The organism is Mesoflavibacter sp. CH_XMU1422-2, from assembly GCF_037029245.1.
GTDB lineage: Bacteria > Bacteroidota > Bacteroidia > Flavobacteriales > Flavobacteriaceae > Mesoflavibacter > Mesoflavibacter zeaxanthinifaciens.
In genome coordinates, this window is sequence record NZ_JAYMEE010000092.1 from 377,197 (window position 1) to 395,979 (window position 18,783).

Annotated in this window: 17 protein-coding genes; 8 read left to right on the top strand and 9 right to left on the bottom strand. The window is 30.7% G+C overall.

Features of this window, described 5'->3' with window-relative positions; genetic code table 11:
* Positions 1 to 9: 9 nt before the first annotated feature.
* Together WA340_RS14665 and WA340_RS14670 are read right to left on the bottom strand one after the other, a co-directional pair.
* Positions 10 to 2,004: a urocanate hydratase gene (locus WA340_RS14665; RefSeq protein WP_223078020.1), complete on the bottom strand. Its 1,995-nt coding sequence runs from the start codon at positions 2,002 to 2,004 to the stop codon at positions 10 to 12.
* Between the two features lie 14 nt (positions 2,005 to 2,018).
* A complete protein-coding gene (locus tag WA340_RS14670) occupies positions 2,019 to 2,186 on the bottom strand; it encodes a DUF5522 domain-containing protein (RefSeq protein WP_162138988.1) in 168 nt (55 codons plus the stop codon).
* Positions 2,187 to 2,235: 49 nt separating this feature from the next.
* Here WA340_RS14670 and WA340_RS14675 point away from each other — a divergent pair, with 49 nt between their 5' ends.
* Positions 2,236 to 2,559, top strand: coding sequence for a hypothetical protein (locus WA340_RS14675; RefSeq protein ID WP_336129628.1), 324 nt, complete (start codon positions 2,236 to 2,238; stop codon positions 2,557 to 2,559).
* Here the strand turns inward: WA340_RS14675 and WA340_RS14680 are convergent, their stop codons facing one another.
* Complete coding sequence (locus WA340_RS14680) at positions 2,560 to 4,110, bottom strand: hypothetical protein (protein ID WP_336129629.1); 1,551 nt, start codon at positions 4,108 to 4,110, stop codon at positions 2,560 to 2,562. It abuts the gene before it with no gap.
* Positions 4,111 to 4,391: 281 nt separating this feature from the next.
* On the opposite strand from WA340_RS14680, the gene WA340_RS14685 reads away from it, so the two are divergent.
* Genes WA340_RS14685 through hemL form a run of 3 tightly spaced genes read left to right on the top strand, consistent with a single transcriptional unit; the run spans position 4,392 to position 7,401 of the window.
* A complete protein-coding gene (locus WA340_RS14685; protein WP_336129630.1) occupies positions 4,392 to 5,303 on the top strand; it encodes a 1-aminocyclopropane-1-carboxylate deaminase/D-cysteine desulfhydrase in 912 nt (303 codons plus the stop codon).
* Positions 5,304 to 5,307: 4 nt separating this feature from the next.
* Positions 5,308 to 6,120 (top strand): glucosaminidase domain-containing protein, encoded by an 813-nt coding sequence (locus WA340_RS14690; RefSeq protein ID WP_336129631.1) that lies wholly within the window; start codon positions 5,308 to 5,310, stop codon positions 6,118 to 6,120.
* A 3-nt stretch (positions 6,121 to 6,123) separates the two neighbouring features.
* Positions 6,124 to 7,401, top strand: a complete 1,278-nt coding sequence (gene hemL, locus WA340_RS14695; protein WP_336129632.1) for a glutamate-1-semialdehyde 2,1-aminomutase — start codon at positions 6,124 to 6,126, stop codon at positions 7,399 to 7,401.
* Positions 7,402 to 7,482: 81 nt separating this feature from the next.
* Here the strand turns inward: hemL and WA340_RS14700 are convergent, their stop codons facing one another.
* From WA340_RS14700 to lysS, 3 genes are all read right to left on the bottom strand, one after another.
* Positions 7,483 to 7,839, bottom strand: coding sequence for a hypothetical protein (locus tag WA340_RS14700; RefSeq protein ID WP_027881136.1), 357 nt, complete (start codon positions 7,837 to 7,839; stop codon positions 7,483 to 7,485).
* A gap of 135 nt (positions 7,840 to 7,974) precedes the next feature.
* Positions 7,975 to 8,448, bottom strand: a complete 474-nt coding sequence (locus tag WA340_RS14705; RefSeq protein WP_223077371.1) for a hypothetical protein — start codon at positions 8,446 to 8,448, stop codon at positions 7,975 to 7,977.
* Positions 8,449 to 8,608: 160 nt separating this feature from the next.
* Complete coding sequence (gene lysS / locus WA340_RS14710; RefSeq protein ID WP_336129633.1) at positions 8,609 to 10,303, bottom strand: lysine--tRNA ligase; 1,695 nt, start codon at positions 10,301 to 10,303, stop codon at positions 8,609 to 8,611.
* Between the two features lie 176 nt (positions 10,304 to 10,479).
* Between lysS and WA340_RS14715 the strand changes: the two genes are divergently transcribed.
* From WA340_RS14715 to lipB, 3 genes are read left to right on the top strand one after another with little or no spacing between them, the layout of a single operon-like run.
* The gene (locus WA340_RS14715) at positions 10,480 to 10,638 is read left to right on the top strand and encodes a YqaE/Pmp3 family membrane protein (protein WP_081653219.1); all 159 of its coding nucleotides are present in this window, start codon (positions 10,480 to 10,482) and stop codon (positions 10,636 to 10,638) included.
* A 41-nt stretch (positions 10,639 to 10,679) separates the two neighbouring features.
* Positions 10,680 to 11,441, top strand: a complete 762-nt coding sequence (locus tag WA340_RS14720) for a hypothetical protein (RefSeq protein WP_036227664.1) — start codon at positions 10,680 to 10,682, stop codon at positions 11,439 to 11,441.
* A 4-nt stretch (positions 11,442 to 11,445) separates the two neighbouring features.
* On the top strand, positions 11,446 to 12,156 hold the full coding sequence (lipB, locus tag WA340_RS14725; protein ID WP_027881141.1) for a lipoyl(octanoyl) transferase LipB: 711 nt from the start codon (positions 11,446 to 11,448) through the stop codon (positions 12,154 to 12,156).
* Positions 12,157 to 12,194: 38 nt separating this feature from the next.
* Here lipB and WA340_RS14730 read toward each other — a convergent pair whose 3' ends face one another.
* The 3 genes from WA340_RS14730 to WA340_RS14740 are packed head-to-tail and all read right to left on the bottom strand — an operon-like array spanning position 12,195 to position 16,297.
* Positions 12,195 to 13,244 (bottom strand): nucleoid-associated protein, encoded by a 1,050-nt coding sequence (locus tag WA340_RS14730; protein ID WP_027881142.1) that lies wholly within the window; start codon positions 13,242 to 13,244, stop codon positions 12,195 to 12,197.
* Positions 13,245 to 13,252: 8 nt separating this feature from the next.
* Positions 13,253 to 15,664 carry a DUF3352 domain-containing protein gene (locus tag WA340_RS14735; RefSeq protein ID WP_336129634.1) on the bottom strand — a complete coding sequence of 804 codons (2,412 nt, stop codon included), beginning with the start codon at positions 15,662 to 15,664 and terminating at the stop codon, positions 13,253 to 13,255.
* Between the two features lie 33 nt (positions 15,665 to 15,697).
* Positions 15,698 to 16,297, bottom strand: a complete 600-nt coding sequence (locus WA340_RS14740; RefSeq protein ID WP_336129635.1) for a ribonuclease HII — start codon at positions 16,295 to 16,297, stop codon at positions 15,698 to 15,700.
* 140 nt (positions 16,298 to 16,437) lie between these two features.
* Between WA340_RS14740 and WA340_RS14745 the strand changes: the two genes are divergently transcribed.
* On the top strand, positions 16,438 to 18,396 hold the full coding sequence (locus WA340_RS14745; protein WP_336129636.1) for a putative porin: 1,959 nt from the start codon (positions 16,438 to 16,440) through the stop codon (positions 18,394 to 18,396).
* Positions 18,397 to 18,783 lie beyond the last annotated feature (387 nt).

Sequence of the window (18,783 nt, forward strand, 5' to 3'; positions counted from 1 at the left end):
TTATATGTTTTAAATTGAATTCAATAAATCATCATCCACAATATTTGGTAATGTTACTTTTAAGTTAGGCTCGGTTTGCATGGCGCGTTTAATGGCAAAAATAGCCTCGTCATTTCTTGCCCAACTACGTCTTGCAATTCCGTTATTAACATCCCAAAATAACATTTGTTTTAATCGGGTTGATGCTTCTTTAGTACCATCAAGAACCATACCAAATCCGCCATTTATAACTTCGCCCCAACCAACGCCACCACCGTTGTGAATACTAACCCAAGTAGCGCCTCTAAAGCTATCGCCAATTACATTGTGTATAGCCATATCTGCTGTAAAACGAGAACCATCATAAATGTTTGAAGTTTCGCGATAAGGACTATCTGTACCTGATACATCATGATGGTCTCTACCTAATATAACAGGTCCAATTTCATTATTTTTTATAGCTTGATTAAAGGCTTCGGCTATTTTCATACGTCCTTCAGCATCTGCATATAAGATTCGAGCTTGAGAACCAACAACTAGTTTGTTTTCTTGAGCACCTTTTATCCACTGAATATTATCAGCCATTTGTTGCTGGATTTCTTCTGGAGAATGCTGCATAATTTCTTCTAAAACTTGACAAGCAATTTCATCTGTTTTAGCTAAATCTTCAGGTTTTCCAGAAGCGCAAACCCATCTAAATGGACCAAAACCATAATCAAAACACATTGGTCCCATAATATCTTGCACGTAACTTGGATATTTAAACTCTCTACCTAAAGTGACGTTTGTAGCCATTACATCTGCTCCAGCACGAGATGCTTCTAATAAAAAGGCATTACCGTAATCAAAAAAGTACGTGCCTTTTGCGGTATGTTTATTTATTGCTTTAGCCTGTCTACGTAAAGATTCTTGTACTTTTTCTTTAAATAAATCTGGTTGATTAGCCATCATTGTGTTGGCATCTTCAAAAGATAATCCAGCAGGATAATAACCACCAGCCCAAGGATTATGTAATGAGGTTTGATCACTACCTAAATCTATATGTATGTTTTCTTTATCAAAAGTTTCCCAAACGTCAACCACATTTCCTAAATAGGCTATAGAAATTGTTTCTTTTTCTGCTTTTGCTTTTTTAACACGAGTAACTAATTCATTTACATCTGTAATTTTTTCGTCTATCCAACCTTGGTCTAATCGTACTTGTGTGATTTTTGGGTTGACTTCTGCGCAAACCGTAATACAACCAGCAATATTACCTGCTTTTGGTTGTGCGCCAGACATTCCGCCTAATCCAGAAGTTACAAATAGATTTCCTTTAGGTTGTTTTTTAATTTTTCTAAATCCGTTAAGTACTGTAATAGTTGTGCCGTGAACAATACCTTGCGGACCAATGTACATATAACTACCAGCAGTCATTTGACCATATTGTGTTACGCCTAGTGCATTAAATTTTTCCCAGTCATCAGGTTTTGAATAGTTAGGAATCATCATTCCGTTAGTGACTACAACACGAGGTGCTTCTTTGTGACTAGGGAATAAGCCCATTGGATGACCAGAGTACATAACCAAGGTTTGTTCATCGGTCATTTCGGCTAAATATTTCATGGTTAATCTATACTGTGCCCAATTTGAAAAAACTGCACCATTTCCGCCATAAGTTATTAGCTCGTGCGGATGTTGTGCAACAGCATAATCTAAATTGTTTTGAATCATTAACATGATTGCAGCTGCTTGTCTAGATTTTGCAGGGTATTCTTCTATTGGTCTTGCATACATTTTGTAATCAGGACGTAAGCGATACATATAGATTCTTCCGTAGGTGTCTAATTCGTTTTTAAACTCTGGAAGTAACGTTGCATGATGTTTTTTATCAAAATAACGAAGCGCATTTTTTAATGCTAATTTTTTTTCTTCGACATTTAAAATGTCTTTTCTTTTTGGTGCATGATTTAAAGAATGATCAAACGGTTTTGGTTGAGGTAATTCATTTGGAATTCCTTCTAAAATTTGTTCTTTAAATGATATACTTGTTGCTTGCATTACTTTTTTTTTAATGTATTGGTTGATTTATCATACCCATAAGGACAATGTCTGCAACCGCTTTGGCAGCAATAACCACGTTTAAGGTGATATTGCGCTGTAAAACAACGGTAACCTTCTGGTGTTAGATAATAATCACCTTCTTCTACAGGAATGATTTTCTTCATATTTACAAAGATAATGTAATTTTACTACTACTTTTATATCAAAAACCTTATGCTTTTAGTTTTTAAATATTTGGTACCAAAAGGTTATACGGCTATAACTATTTATCCATTTATAATGTTAAAGCATAAAAGACAAAAAGATGACATGATTTTAATTAATCATGAAAAAATACATTTAAGACAGCAATTAGAATTGTTAGTGATTGGTTTTTATTTGTGGTATTTTATTGAGTTTTTATTACGATTAATAAAGTTTAAGAATTGGTATAGAGCTTATTTAAATATTTCTTTTGAAAGAGAAGCTTATAAAAATGAAAACGACCTAAATTATTTAAAATCTAGGTCGCTTTGGAGTTTTTTAAAATTTATTTAATTATTCTCTTTTTACTTTTTTTTCTTTAAAAATTTTAGATTCAATTTTTTTAATTTCAATTCTATCAAGAGGTTTTGGTGCTACAGGTAATCTCACATTAGCGTTTTTAGATAAAACATTTCCTTCATTATCAACTCTGTCAACTCTTGTGGCTACAATTTGATAGCTAAATCCTACGTTACTTGAGCCGCCTTGAAGTTCTTTAACAGTGAAACTTTCAGCTGATTTATTAGTGACATAAACACCATTGCAATCGCCTTCCAACTGAATAAATACTTTAAGAGGATGATCTTCATTAACAACAATGTTTTTAGAAAGTATAGGATCAATATTTATTGTTGCTGTTCCATTATTTAATTTTCCTGTACCATAATCTTGAAATAAAATTTCTGGTGCTTCAGGAGCAAACATTATGTGTTTTTTATTATCTTCAACACCATCTATTATTGTAGATACGACACCATTACCTAAAATTTTGTAGTTTGTGGTTCCCCATCTAGCACCAACATAGGCAAAATCTCCAGTGTTACCATTTCCATTTGTGTCAGGAGCAGTATTTGGATTATTAGCACTTGTGTCCTGTCCACCTGAAAAATATCCACCAAAATAAACTTGCGAAGTTAAATAATCATCACTTCTTCCAGCTAATATGGCTAATGGAGAGTTTGTATCATTGGTAGATAAATCATTGTCCATGTCATAACTAAAATAACCACCATATCTTTGGGCTCCAACAGTACCTGTAGACATGCCATAAACACCAACAGATCCTGTTCCTGCAATACCTTGAGAGTGTCCTGTAAGTGTTGAATAAAAAGAACCATCTGCTAATCCTACTACTCCTGTACCAGTAGTACCATTAGATTGACCTACTGTACCTACGCCAGAAATAGAGCTAGAATTGTAACCATATGCTCCCCATCCATTTTGATTATCATTGCTTGCATAAATACCTGTTCCGTTAGCTCCTTGTGATCTTGCGTAAATACCAGTGCCACCATCAACAGCAGAATAACCAACTAGAGCATCAATTGTATTTGTAGTAGAATAAGAAATAAACTGAGCCCATGTTATATCTGCAACGTTAACACCTATTCTTTGAGAGGCACCTATTCTCATTGCTTCAATACCATTTGTGTGAAATCTTAAGTCTTGAGCATCAGTAGTTCCTAAAAAGTTTGTACCTGCTGTTGTTCCACTATTACCTGTTAATGACCAATCTAATCCTCCAGGTGAACCAGCAAAAGCAACCCATCTTGTTCCGTTCCAATAATAAAGACCAGGTGCGACATTGTTTGGCGATGTGCCCGATGTTGCTGTATTATAGACTACGGTTCCTGTTGGAATTGATCCTCCTTGAGGATTAATAGCTGTTTCTGTTGTAATATTTACAAGAGCAACATTTGGAAATACTATACCTTGAGTAGTGGAAGCAACATCTAAAGCTCCTCTAGGAGAAGTTGTGCCTACACCAACTTGTGAATAGCCGTAGTTAAAAAATAATATGAATAATATAAATAAGTTGGTATTAATAATGTAATTCTTTTTCATTTTTTTGGGATTTTAAAATTTGCTAACTACTAAAGTTAACCCTTTCTTAACGTGTAGATTTTAAACGGTAATTTTTTTCGATGAAATGCAAGTTATTTTAAATTGTTCAACACTTAAATTGCCTGATTTTATTCTTATTTGATGTAGATTTAAGTATTGTAAGAAAATACTTATTTATGTTGTAAATGAATAAATATTCATATTTAAGTGTTTGTTTTACATTTATTTATCATTGTTTTTAATTGATTTTTTTAATTTATAATTTTGCAAAAAAAATAAGTGTGTTTAATTCCAAAATTGAAACGACAAACCAAAGTCTTAAAATTGATTTTAATAAAAATATTGAGCTTTCAGTCAAAAGAGAGGATTTAATACATCCTTTTGTCTCAGGAAACAAGTTTAGAAAACTGAAATACAATATTATTTTGGCTCAAAAACAGCAAAAAAATACCTTACTTACTTTTGGAGGTGCATTTTCTAATCATATTTCTGCTGTAGCTGCAGCAGGAAAAGAGGTTGGATTAGAAACTATTGGTGTTATAAGAGGAGAAGAACTTTATGATAAAATTAATACTAATCCGACTTTAAGTTTTGCAAAATCTTGTGGGATGATTTTTAAATTTAAGAGTAGAGAAGCTTATAGAGATAAGACTAGCCCTAATTTCATTTCAAAATTAAAAGAAGAATTTGGAGATTTTTATTTAGTACCAGAAGGCGGAACTAATGATTTAGCTGTCAAAGGTTGCGAAGAAATTTTAACAGAGGAAGATTCTAAATTTGATTATATCTGTTGTGCAGTAGGAACTGGTGGTACAATTTCAGGGTTAATAAATGCATCAAAATCTAACCAAAAAGTTTTAGGGTTTTCATCATTAAAAGGTGACTTTTTAAATAAAGATATTAGTAAATTTGCCAGAAGTACAAACTGGGAATTGATCACAGATTACCATTTTGGAGGCTACGGAAAAATAAATGACAATTTAATTGCGTTTATCAATAAGTTTAAAGCAGAAACTGAAATTCCGTTAGATCCAATTTATACAGGAAAAATGATGTTTGGTATCTTTGATTTAATCAAAAAAGGGTATTTTAAACCAAACTCAAAAATCTTAGCAATTCATACCGGAGGATTACAAGGAATAGATGGAATGAATGCTAAACTAAAAAAACAAAATAAACCGTTAATTATATAGGTTAATGAAGAAAATATTTACGCTTTTACTGCTTTCAATATTAATAGTAAGTTGTGGTAGTTCTAGAAAAGTAACAACTAGAAAAACTAAAGCAAAACCAAGAGTTGTTATAAAAACAACACCAAAAACAACTCCTAAAGAAGACACAAAAGAGATTGTTGTTGAGGTAACGCCAAAAACTACACCTAAGGTTTTTGCAAATAAAACTGAAGAATACATAGCTGTTTACAGCGATATAGCTCAAGAAGAAATGCGTAATTACGGCATACCAGCAAGTATCACTTTAGCGCAAGGTATTTTAGAATCTGCTTCTGGGCAAGGAAGACTTTCAGTTGAAGCTAATAATCATTTTGGTATTAAATGTCATGGTTGGACAGGAGCTAAAATATATCATGATGATGATGCATCTCAAGAGTGTTTCAGAAAATATAAAAACTCAAAATACTCTTTCAGAGATCATTCTTTATTCTTAAAAGAAAGAAAACGTTATTCAAAACTTTTTACACTAGAAAAAGACGATTATAAAAATTGGGCAATAGAGCTTAGAAAAGCCGGTTATGCTACAGATAGAAAGTACCCTGATAAATTAATAAGCTTGATAGAACGTTATCAATTACATAGATTTGATGCTGAAGTTTTAGGAAAGCAAACCGTTAACAATGATAAACATGTTGTCGTAAAAGGCGATACACTTTATGCCATTTCAAAAAAATATAATATAACAGTAGACCAGTTAAAATCGTTAAATGGTTTACAAAGTAACGATTTACACGTTGGTCAAGTTTTATTTGTAAAACCAATTCCAAAAGATTTTTAATACATGATTTATAAAAGAAGTAGTGCCTTATTTGCTGAAGCAGAAAAAGTAATTCCTGGAGGCGTTAATAGTCCTGTTAGAGCATTTAAAGCTGTAGGCGGAACACCAATTTTTGTTAAAGAAGCCAAAGGAGCATATCTATACGACGAAGATGGAAACCAATTAATAGATTACATAGCATCTTGGGGACCAATGATTTTAGGTCACGCACATGAGCCTGTAGTTAGCGCAATAATAGATAAAGCTAAAAAAGGAACATCTTTTGGGACACCTACAGAAATTGAAACTAAAATAGCAGAATTAGCTGTGTCAATGGTGCCTAATATTGATAAAATTAGATTTGTAAACTCTGGTACAGAAGCATGTATGAGTGCTGTTAGACTAGCTAGAGGCTATACCAAAAGAGAAAAAATAATCAAATTTGCTGGTTGTTACCATGGACATTCAGATTCCTTTTTAATACAAGCAGGAAGTGGTGCAGTTACTTTTGGTACACCAAATAGTCCAGGAGTTACTCAAGGAACAGCAAAAGATACTTTGTTAGCAAAATATAACGATCTAGATAATGTAAAATCTTTAATAGAGGCTAATAAAGATGAAATAGCCTGTATAATTCTAGAACCAGTTGCAGGAAATATGGGTTGTATACCTCCAAAACCAGGTTTTTTAGAAGAACTTAGAGCTTTGTGTGACGATAATAATATTTTGTTAGTATTTGATGAAGTTATGACAGGCTTTAGATTAGCAAAAGGTGGTGCGCAAGAATTACTTGGTATTAAGGCAGATATTGTTTGCTTCGGAAAAGTAATTGGTGGTGGATTGCCAGTTGGTGCATTTGCAGCAAGAAACGAAATAATGAATCATCTTGCGCCTTTAGGACCAGTGTATCAAGCAGGAACCTTAAGCGGAAATCCTTTAGCTATGGCTGCAGGTTTAGCCATGCTTACAGAACTAAATAGTGGAAATGTTTTTGAGAGTTTATCTAAAAAAACAGAATACTTGCATAAAGGTTTAGTAGAAGTTTTAGACAAACACAATGTAACTTATACTATAAATAGAGTAGGTTCTATGATTTCGGTACATTTTTGTGAAGATGAAGTTGTAGATTTTGAAACATCTGCAAAAGGAAATAATGAAACATTTAAAACGTTTTTTCACGGTATGTTAAACCAAGGTATTTATATAGCACCAAGCGCATTTGAAAGTTGGTTTTTAAACGATGCTTTAACTTACGAAGATTTAGATAAGACTATAGCTGCTTGTAATACTATATTTAGTTAGATAAATAAGTATGTTTTGAAATAAAAAAATCCGATTGAAAATTTCAATCGGATTTTTTTTTTATAATAAATATGATAATTATTACTCGTCTTTGATTTGGTCTGTTAATTCTAAATATTTCCCAAATTGTTCTTCATTTAAAACGCTCTCTAAAGAAGTAAGTAAACGTTTGTTGATTTTTGTTTCTAGATCAGTATATCCGCTAGAACCAATTTTTTGAGTTTTGTTTAATGTATTTGTTTTGTCATAATATTCTTGAAAAGCAGTGTACATAGCTTCTTGTGTTTCTTGGTCTGCTTTTAAGTGTCTACCATATTCTACAGCTTTTTGATAAGCTTTTTGGTTAACTTCTGTGCTAAACTTTTGTTGTGCATTAACTGATTGAGTAGTTAATAAAAGTCCAAAAACAAATAAACAAAGAGTAAATAATTTTTTCATTGTAGTAATAGTTAATTAATTGTATCTCAAAGTAACGCTTTTTGATTAATAATTACAAATAAAAAAGCATTGATTAGACAAATCAATGCTTTTTATCTTTTAAAGTGATTAAAATACTAAGTAATTAAGATTGTGTTAATCTTTTGATAGCTCTTTATGCATTTTTTTCTCTTCCATACGTTTCCCTCTTTTCATTCTGTTTTTCATTCTAGCTTTTTCCTCTAACATGGTTTCCCATTTTTTGTATTGTTCTTCATTTAAGATCCTTTTCATTTGTTTTTTATTTTCAATTTGAGCATCTAATTTTTTGTTCTCAAAAGCTAGGCGTTCTTCTTTTGTTGGTTTTTTACCTTTTTCTTTAGCTTCTTTACGTTTTTCCATAACAGCTTTACGTTGTTTAGCTTGCTCTAAATTAAGCGCCATTACCTTTTTTTGCTGTGCTTCGGTAAGATCTAAATGTAAAGTCATTTTTTTAGTTTGAAGCTCAGCTATTTCTTGAGGTTCTAACTGCATCATTTTTTCTTTACGTTCTTTTTTTACTTCTTTTTTGTCTTGTGCATTAGCTTGAAATGTGATTAATGCTAAAGCTAGTATTGCTAATTTTTTCATCTGTTTTGTTTTTTAAGTTATTTACTACTTTGACCTTTAAAAAGTTAAATGGTTTAATAGTATTTTATTTTTGTGAATTAATTAACAAAAAAAGGAACTACATTTCTGTAATTCCTTTTTTTTTTATCATTATAGATTCCTGCCTGCGCAGGAATGACAGTTAAGCCATTTCTACAAATAAACCATCATCTGTTTTGTTAACTTTTGCAACACCTAATTTGGTTAAGCCTTTTATGGTTTTGTCCCATTTTTTATTACTTAATCCAGATTGAGATTTAAGTTCGTTAAGGTCTATTGGATTATTTGTTTTCAAGATTGTAAACACTGCTTTTTCTTCATCAGACATTGGTATTGCTTTTTTCTCAGGTTTCATTTGAGGGAAAAACAATACTTCTTGTATAGATTGGTTATTGGTTAAAAACATAATTAGTCTATCCATACCAATTCCCATACCAGATGTAGGCGGCATACCATATTCTAAAGCACGTAAAAAGTCGTAGTCTATAAACTCGGTAGCTTCGTCGTCTCCTTTTTCGGCTAATTTTAATTGGTGTTCAAAACGTTCTTTTTGATCAATAGGATCGTTAAGCTCTGAATATGCATTTGCTATTTCTTTACCACAAACCATAAGTTCAAAACGTTCTGTTAACTCAGGATTATCACGGTGTTCTTTACACAAAGGACTCATTTCTTTTGGATAATCTGTGATAAATGTTGGTTGGATGTAATTGCCTTCACATTTTTCTCCAAAAATTTCGTCAATTAACTTTCCTTTACCCATGGTTTCATCAACTTCAATACCCATATCTTTTGCAGCCTGTCTTATTTCTGCTTCTGTTTTACCAGTAATATCAAAACCAGTAAAATGTTTTATAGAATCTGCCATAGTCACTCTTGCGTATGGCGCTTTAAAATCTATTTCGTGTTCTCCAAAGGTGGCTTTTGTAGTTCCGTTGACAGCTGTTGCACAATGTTCTAATAATTGCTCGCAAAATTCCATCATCCAGTTATAGTCTTTGTAAGCCACGTAAATTTCCATAGCGGTAAATTCTGGATTGTGTGTGCGATCCATACCTTCGTTACGGAAGTTTTTAGAAAACTCATAAACACCTTCAAAACCACCAACGATTAATCGTTTTAAGTATAACTCGTTAGCAATTCTCATATATAAAGGAATGTCTAAGCTGTTATGATGCGTTATAAATGGTCTTGCAGCAGCGCCACCAGGTATTGGTTGTAAGATTGGTGTTTCAACTTCAAAATAACCAGAGTTATTAAAAAATTGACGCATGGCGTTAAATAACTTAGTACGTTTTACAAATACGTCTTTAACTTTTGGGTTAACCACTAAATCTGCATAACGTTGGCGGTAACGTAATTCTGGATCGTCAAATTTATCGTGAATATTACCTTCAGCATCTACTTTTGGTAATGGTAAAGGTTTTAATGCTTTACTTAATAAGGTAAAGTCTTTTACTAAAACTGTTTTTTCGCCAACTTTAGTTGTAAATAATTCGCCTTCAATACCAATAAAATCACCTATGTCAAGTAATTTTTTGTAAACAGTATTGTATTTTGTTTTGTCTTCACCAGTACAAATTTCGTCTCTATTAAAATAAACCTGAATACGACCTTCGCTATCTTGTAGTTCGGCAAAACTAGCATTTCCTTGAATACGACGACTCATTAAACGACCAGCAATAACTACCTTTTTACCTTCTTCAAATTCAGATTTTATTTGTTTAGAGTTTTCGGTTACAGGAAATAAATCCGCAGGATAAGGGTTAATACCAAGTTCTCTTAATTTACCTAGTTTTTCTCTTCTTACAAGTTCTTGCTCAGATAATTGTGACATGTTTATTTTGAATATAATTTTAGCTGGCAAAGATAAGATATTAACAGAGGAATTAAAACTATTTTTTTACGTAATGCAGCCTCTAGAATTGAATTAAAATAAGGATTATTTTTTGTAACAAATGACTTTTGTAAACGTCTTATATGTAATCATCAATCATTAAAAATCAAATTATTATGTCTTTTTGGCGCGTATTGTTATGCATTTTCTTTCCACCTTTATCCGTTTTAGATAAAGGATGCGGATCAATTCTAATCGTATTTATATTATGGTGTTTGGGTTGGATACCTGGTACTATAGCGGCTTTGATAATTGTAAACAATCCTAACAGATAAATCGTATCTTTGTACTTTAACCAACTTAATCAATAATTATAATGAACAAATTTTTTACTCTAGTTTTTGGTCTTATGACTCTGTTTTTAACCAGTTGTAACTTTTCTGAAGATGTTTACATCAACGAAGACGGATCAGGTAAAATTTCTTTCTCTTTTGATGGCTCTCAATTAATGCAAATGGCAGGAGATAAAATTAAAGAAGATGGCGAAAAAGCTATAGATTCTACCTTTAGTTTTAAAGAATTGTTTGACGAAAAAAGAGATAGTATATCTAAATTACCAGCTGAAGAACAAGCGAAATTTAAAAAGCTAGAAAACTTTAGTATGCATATGGTTATGAATCCTGAAACAGAACAAATGACATTTGAGTTGTTTACAGAATTTAATAATGCTTCTGAAATGCAAAATATGTTTGAAGCTATGAATACTTTTAGTGAGTTAGAAGGTAATAAAAAGGGTAAGAAGCAACCAATTAATGATCCGTCAAATCCTTTTAGTCAATTAGATAATACAGCTACAAAACTAGACTATAATTTTGACGGAAAAACATTTACAAGAACTGTAAAAATTCTGGATCCAGAAGCTCATCAAAAAGGAGCAGACAGTATTAAAGATATGATGGCTATGTTTGGGTCTTCTACGTATAAATTAAATTATCATTTTCCTAGACCAGTAAAATCTGTAAATAATGATAACGCTATGTTTAGTGCAGATAGAAAAACTATAATGGTAGAATTTCCTTTTGCAACTTATGTAACAGATCCAGAAGCTTTAAATTTGGAAGTAATTTTAGAAGATTAATACATTGAATAAACAAATAATAATAGAAGATTTAGGATTTAAAGACTATAAAGATACTTGGGATTACCAAGAAACTTTATTTAAAGAAATCCTTGATATAAAAATTAAAAATAGAAGAGAAGATGCAGGTTTAGAAACTCCAAACTATTTTCTTTTTGTAGAGCATCCGCATGTATATACTTTAGGTAAAAGTGGCGATATGTCTAATTTACTTTTAGATGAAAAACAGTTAGAAGAAAAAGGTGCTACATTTTATAAAATAAATAGAGGCGGAGATATAACTTATCATGGACCAGGACAAATTGTTGGTTATCCTATATTGGATTTAGACAATTTTTTTACAGACATCCATAAGTATTTACGTTTTCTTGAAGAGGTTATTATTTTAACTTTAAAAGAATACGGTTTAGATGCTACCCGTAGTGAAGGCGAAACAGGAGTTTGGTTAGATGTTGGTACACCGTTTGCACGTAAGATTTGTGCTATGGGCGTACGTGCTAGTAGATGGGTAACTATGCATGGTTTTGCACTTAACGTGAATGCAAACTTAGGCTACTTTGATAATATTATTCCTTGCGGCATAAGAGGAAAAGCAGTAACTTCTTTAAATGTAGAGTTAGGTGTAAAGGAAGTAGATGAAGCTGAAGTAAAAGAAAAACTGCTTAATCATTTTAAAACTCTTTTTGAAGCTGAATTTGTAACAGCGACAGTATAAAAAAAAGCGATTTGAAATTTCAAATCGCTTTTTTGTTTTTAATCTTCTGCATTAAAATATACTTTATAGTAATGCATTTTTTTGTCCTCGTCGTAACCGCGTTCTAGATGTTCGCTAGCAGCATCTGGTGCGTCAATATCAAGTTTTATTTGAATATGCGTATCTAATTTTATATCGGTTTTTATTTTCTTTTTTTCTTTGGTTAATACTTTTTCAGAAACATCAAATTGATTTCTGATAATTATGTTTTGTTCGGCTTCAAAATCTTTTTTATAGCTTTCAAATAAGTCTATGTGTTTGTCTTCTTCAAAGATTTCTTCTTTAAAACGCTCTACATTTATAATTTCATTTTCTTTAAAAAAGTCTATGGTTTTGGCTAAAAAGTCATTTCTTTCTTTAGATCCGTAACTAGTTTTTATAACTTCTGTAGAAAACTCTTTACATAATTCTAAATAGTTTTGGGTATGACTATTATAATCGTCTGCGTATTTAATGTTTAAAAACTTGTCTGTCCAGTAAGCTGCATCGTAGTTATTGTTGTCTACGGTAAGTACTACTTTACCTTCGGCATCACCTGTGTTTAAAATTAAACAACCTTTGTCTAGTTTTTTGGCATTGATTCCTTTTTGAACAATAACATCGTAGCTATTATTTTCTAAATAGGTTTGAAAGAAATTGCTCTTATTTTCAATTTTAAAAATACCAACTGCATCAATGACCATTTCATTATATTCTATACCATCAAAATAAGCTACAATAACATCTCCTGTTTTAATTTGTGCACTTGTAGATTGCTCATATAAATGTTTTACTATGTTTTTTGAAGTTTCTACTAATGCATTATCATCACTAAAAATTTCTTTAGAGTAGGCGTTAATTTCATTTAACTCGATATTGGCGTGATGATTAAATCTGTGACTTTGTACTAAGCTAGTAAAAGGTCTTAGTAAAAAAGGTAACATTAGCTCGTAGCTTTCTTCGTCAAACTGTAATTCGTTTTCAGAAAATGCATTTTTTGTATCGTTATGTTTATTGCCAACTTTATGTATTATACATTTAAGTATGCTGGCTTTGTTTCTGTTTATCATTAGTGCTATTAGTTAATTTTGTAAACTAAAATATTGTTGCTTTCTCCTTTAGTAACAAATTCTAATTTATTGTCTGTGTCAATATTGTTTAGGTCAATGCTTGATGTGCCATAAACCGGGAAGTTTTCAATCATTTCAGCATTACTATCATAAAGAAGAATTTTTTGATTTTGAACATCTGTTACCGAAACGTATATCTTATTATTGATATAAAATAACTTTGGCGCCGTGTAATTTGCTAAATCTAAATTAAGCGTTTTGTCTTTAATATTAAGTATGTTTTCTGATTGAGACACCAATGTTTTTGTAGTTGTAACTAGTTGATGTTTTTCTTTTAGATTGGTATTAGCAACGTTTACATTCCCGTTTTGGTCAATTGTAGCTAATTTTCCGTTGTTTGTTGTTGTTATAAATCCGTTATTAAATTCAAAAACTGGTTGATTAGAGTAATTTAACTGTTGTTTTACATTGACTCTTGTTTTACCGCGTCTTGATAAGATATGTAAATGATTATCTGTTTTTACAACAATATAGTCTTTAGAGCCAATTCTTATATGTTTTGGAGGTGTATTAATTAAGTCTTTGGCAGATTCAAATTCAAAACCTTTTACCGTTTTTCCTTTTGCATCGTATAATAATACGTTTTTACCTTGAGTGACAAACAATCTGTATTTATGTCTTTTATCATAATCAAAAACAGCTAACGGTTGTGTGATTTCATCATTAAATTTAAGAGGAAAAGGATCTACGTCTTTACCATTTCTGTCTAATACATACACACGATGCGGAGTTGCAAAAGCTAATTGTAACCTGCTGTTTTTGTACATGTCTATTTGGTTGACTTCACCTAAAATTGGACCGTCTAGTTGTTTGGTCCATAAGATTTTTCCGTTATTAGAAATTAAATACAACTTGTTAGTAATGTCTTGTACTATAATTTCTTTTTGATTGTTTGTATGATTAGTAACAAATTGCGGCGTGTTAAGTACGTCATTTTCAATTTTTATATTGAAAACTTCAGAAATAATATTGTCTCTATAGCTTTGTTTTGCTTTTTTGAAAATAGCATTGAAATGTGCAAAATCGCGATCGTATATAAATTGTATAGCAGAAGTTTTATAACCCTTTAGGTTTAAATCTTCTTCTGAATCTAAGTTGTGTTTAACTGTTGCTTCTAAACTTTCTGGAGTTAAAATTTGTAAGATTGAAGCATCATTGCTAATTTTTGATTTTACTGTTTTGTAATAATCGCGGTGGCTAAATGTGGTTTGGTTTTGATAATTAGCAATAACATTTTCTAGAGCTTCGGTAGTTTTAGCAAACACTACATATTGATCTAACACACAATAATGATTAGCTTCAACTTTATTTATAAATGGTGCTAATGTATTATTGAAAATTTCAGGATTACTAAAATTAAACACATCTACATTTCGGTAAGTTTCTACAAGGTGTTGTTCGCTTATTAAGGCTTCTTCTGTAGCAATAATATCTTCGGTGTTTATGATAAATAAGTTGCCTGATTCAAAATAAACTTCTCCAAATTCAATACTGTTTTTTAAAAGTGAATTTGCTAAAGTGTCATTTTTCTTAGTAAAAGCATTTAGGTTTTTTTTAAACGTAGTGTAGTTGTTATAGGTCAAACTTAAAAAACCATTACTGTTAGATGGTGCAATTTGTGCAAGTTGGTTGGTTTGTGGTATTGTGTTTTTAAAAACATTAATTAAACTGTTACTACTATCTGTTGCTTTTGTAATACCATTTAATATAATTTGGTCTTGAGATACATCTGCATCAAAAGTTAACGAATTAGTGAAATTTGAAAAAGTAATCTTTTCGTTTTTAAAAAGACTTTTTACAGGTGAATTGTTTGTTGCAATTACAGAAAATGAAGCATTTTTATCCTGGACATTAATTAAATTTTTAATGTGTTCAGGTTTTTGCTTGCTGTTTATGATTTGCTCTAATTCGGTTTTGGTATTACTTCCTATTAATATACTATCCTTTTTAGTAACATATATTTTTAAACTGTCTATTAAAATTTCTTCAGCAGAAAACCCTTTTAATTGTAAAGATTTTCTTTTTGTACTATCTAAAGTAAAAATAGAATCTGATAATCTTGTTGTAAAACTAAAAACAGTTTCTTTTTTAGAATCTATACCTATATATATAGGATGTTTTGTTTTTAGGTTTTTTATAAAGGCAAACTGCGCTACTGTATTTTGATAGCTTTTAGTTTTGTTTAATGAAGAAAGAAGATCGTTATTATTAAGGTTATTTGTAAAACCTTGTAGGTTGTTAATGGTTAAAACAATATCTGCATTTTCTGAAATAAAATCTACAACCTTAACTTTTTTTGTGTCCGAATTACAAGAAAAAAATAATAGTGCTATAAAAAGGTAATACCAATAATGTTTCATATGAATAATGAGGGTTTATGCAAAGATAGAAAGTTACAGTTCTAATTTCAATTGTTCTGGTAATAGTCTAAAAGATTTCCTGTGATATTTTGTGATACCATATTTCTTAATAGCTTCTCTATGTTCTTTTGTAGGGTAACCTTTGTTTTTTTTCCAATTATACATGGGGAATTCTTCATGGATTTCATTCATATACTCATCTCTATACGTTTTTGCTAAAACCGAAGCAGCAGCAATGCTTAAAAATTTACCATCTCCTTTTATTATAGTTTCATGCGGTATTTCTTTAAAAGGTTTAAACTTGTTGCCATCAACTATGATGAATTTGGGTGTGTTTTTTAAAGTTTTAATAGAATTGTGCATTGCTAAAATTGATGCATTTAAAATGTTTATCTCGTCAATTACATCAGGATAGATATGAGAAAAGCCAAAACATAAAGCTTCATTTTCTATAACAGGTCTTAAAATGTCGCGTTTTTTTTCGCTTATCTGTTTAGAGTCGTTAAGAATAGAGTTTTTAAAATCAGGTTTTAATATAACAGCAGCAGCAGTAACAGGACCAGCAAGACAACCACGACCAGCTTCGTCTGTGCCACATTCAAGGTTAAAGCCAGAAAAATTTAGTTTAAGCATTAAATAAAATGAATAATAAAACGTTTAAAAAATTACAGATTTATGCCTTTCTTTACTAAAAATCAAATACCATAAAGATATTTGCTATTTTTGGCACTTAGATAATTTAAAAATTAAAAGACTAAAATAGTCAGCAATTAATGAAAAAAATAATTTTCAGTATAATTTTAATAATGTTTACAGTATTTGGTTTTGCTCAAAGAAAACTTGGAGGAAAGTCAGATGTGTCAAAAGAAGATCAAGAGTTAATGGATTCTATTGGTCAAGGAGGAGAGAAAAAATGGAAAAAAGTCAAATTTGAAGACACAGAAATAACACAATATCTAATAATTACTCCAGAAAGAGACTCTACTTATTTAGATACAACCTTATCCATAAAAAAAGAGTACAAATATAATTATTTAAGACGCGACGATTTTGGTTTAATGCCTTTTGCCAATGTTGGACAAACATATAATAGCTTAACGCATAATTTTAGTGATAATAATTTATTGCCCAAATTTGGCGCTAATGCAAAACATTTTAATTATTTAGACGCAGAAGATGTAAATTATTACCACGTCCCGACGCCTTTAACAGAGATTTACTACAAAACAGCTTTTACACAAGGTCAGCAATTAGATGCTTTTTTTACGGTAAACACATCAAAACAGCTTAACTTATCTATTGCATATAAAGGAATGCGATCTTTAGGGTTTTATCAAAATTCTTTATCAAGTACAGGAAACTTAAGGATGACAGCAAGCTATAAGACTAAAAATAATAGATATATAGCTAATATGCACTTTACCTCTCAAGATATTTTAAATGAAGAAAATGGTGGTATTACAGATGAAAGTATTGAGTTTTTTGAAACTGGAGATGAAGATTTCTTAGATAGAGGTGTTTTTGAAGTAAATTTTGAAAATGCCGAAAGTTTATTTTTAGGAAAACGATTTTATCTTAACCATACATATGATATCATTAAACAAAACGATTCTACACAAACCAATAAGTTACAAGTAGGTCATATAATGATGCTAGAGGATAAAATATACAAGTTTGAACAAAGTAGTAGTAATGACTTTTTTGGAGAAGCTTTTAAGACATCAAATCTAGTAGACAGAAATGAGTATGAGCGTTTTTACAATCAATTGCGACTAGATTATACAAATAAAACAATAGGTAACATACAATTTAATGCAAGTCATAATAATTATAATTATGGTTACAATAAAGTATTGTATTTAGATTCTGGGACAATACCTAATAGGATTAAAGGAGACATATTAAGTGTTGGCGGAAAATATAAAAAACAATATAAAGGTTTCTTATTATCCGGAGAAGCACAATTAAATATCGTAGGTGATTATGATTCTAATTATCTGTCTGCAAAAGCAGGCTATAAGTTAAGTGAAAACTTTGATGCTTCTGTAGGAATTAATCATCATACTGTAGTGCCAAACTTTAATACTTTATTGTATCAAAGTGACTATGTGAATTATAACTGGAAAAATAATTTTAACAATATAAAGACACAACAAATAGTTTTTGACATTAAATCAGATAAATACGTAAACCTATCATTAGACTTTAACACCATAACAGACAATGTGTATTTTGCAAAAAACGAAGATGATAATGTAAAGCCTTTTCAAAATAGTGCTACAATTACATATCTTAGAGCAAAACTTCAAAAAGAAATACGATATAAAAACTTCGCTTTAGATAATACGGTACTATATCAAAATGTCTCCGATGAGAATAATACATTAAATGTACCTCAAATAGTAACACGTAATACATTGTACTATTCAAATCACGTGTTTAAAAAAGCAATGTTCCTTCAAACAGGTGTGATATTTAATTATTTCACTAAGTATAATATGAATGGTTATGATCCTTTGTTGGCAGAATTTTATACGCAAAATCAGCAAGAGTATGGTGGGTTCCCTAGGTTAGACTTTTTCATTAATGCTAAAATTCGTCAAACAAGAATCTTTTTAAAGGCAGAGCACTTCAATGCAGCTTTTACAGGATATGATTATTACTCAGCACCAAACCAACCATTTCGAGATTTTGCTGTTCGTTTTGGGTTGGTATGGGATTTCTTTATGTAGAATTCTTTTAAGTACAGAACTTAATTATTTTTAAGGCTAGTGCTTTTTTTCCTGGTATGATATAAATTGATTAATGTTTTAGATTTATAAGAAGTATTTATATTGTATATATAGTTGAAACACTATTTAAATGTTTATAAGAAATAAGTAATAATATATATGCTCTATATAACATTACAAGATTTAAAAGGAGCATTAAGTTTATTATAGGTTGAAAAAACAGATTTAAAAAAAAGATAAAAAAAAGTTAAGTTGTAAAACACTGAAAACAAGGTGTTAAAAAGCAAGAGTAAAAAAAAAGCAAAAAAAGTTTCAAAAAAGGGTTGTGGGAATGAAAAAGGGTCTTATATTTGCACCCCGAAACAATAACAACTGAGCAATCAGGGA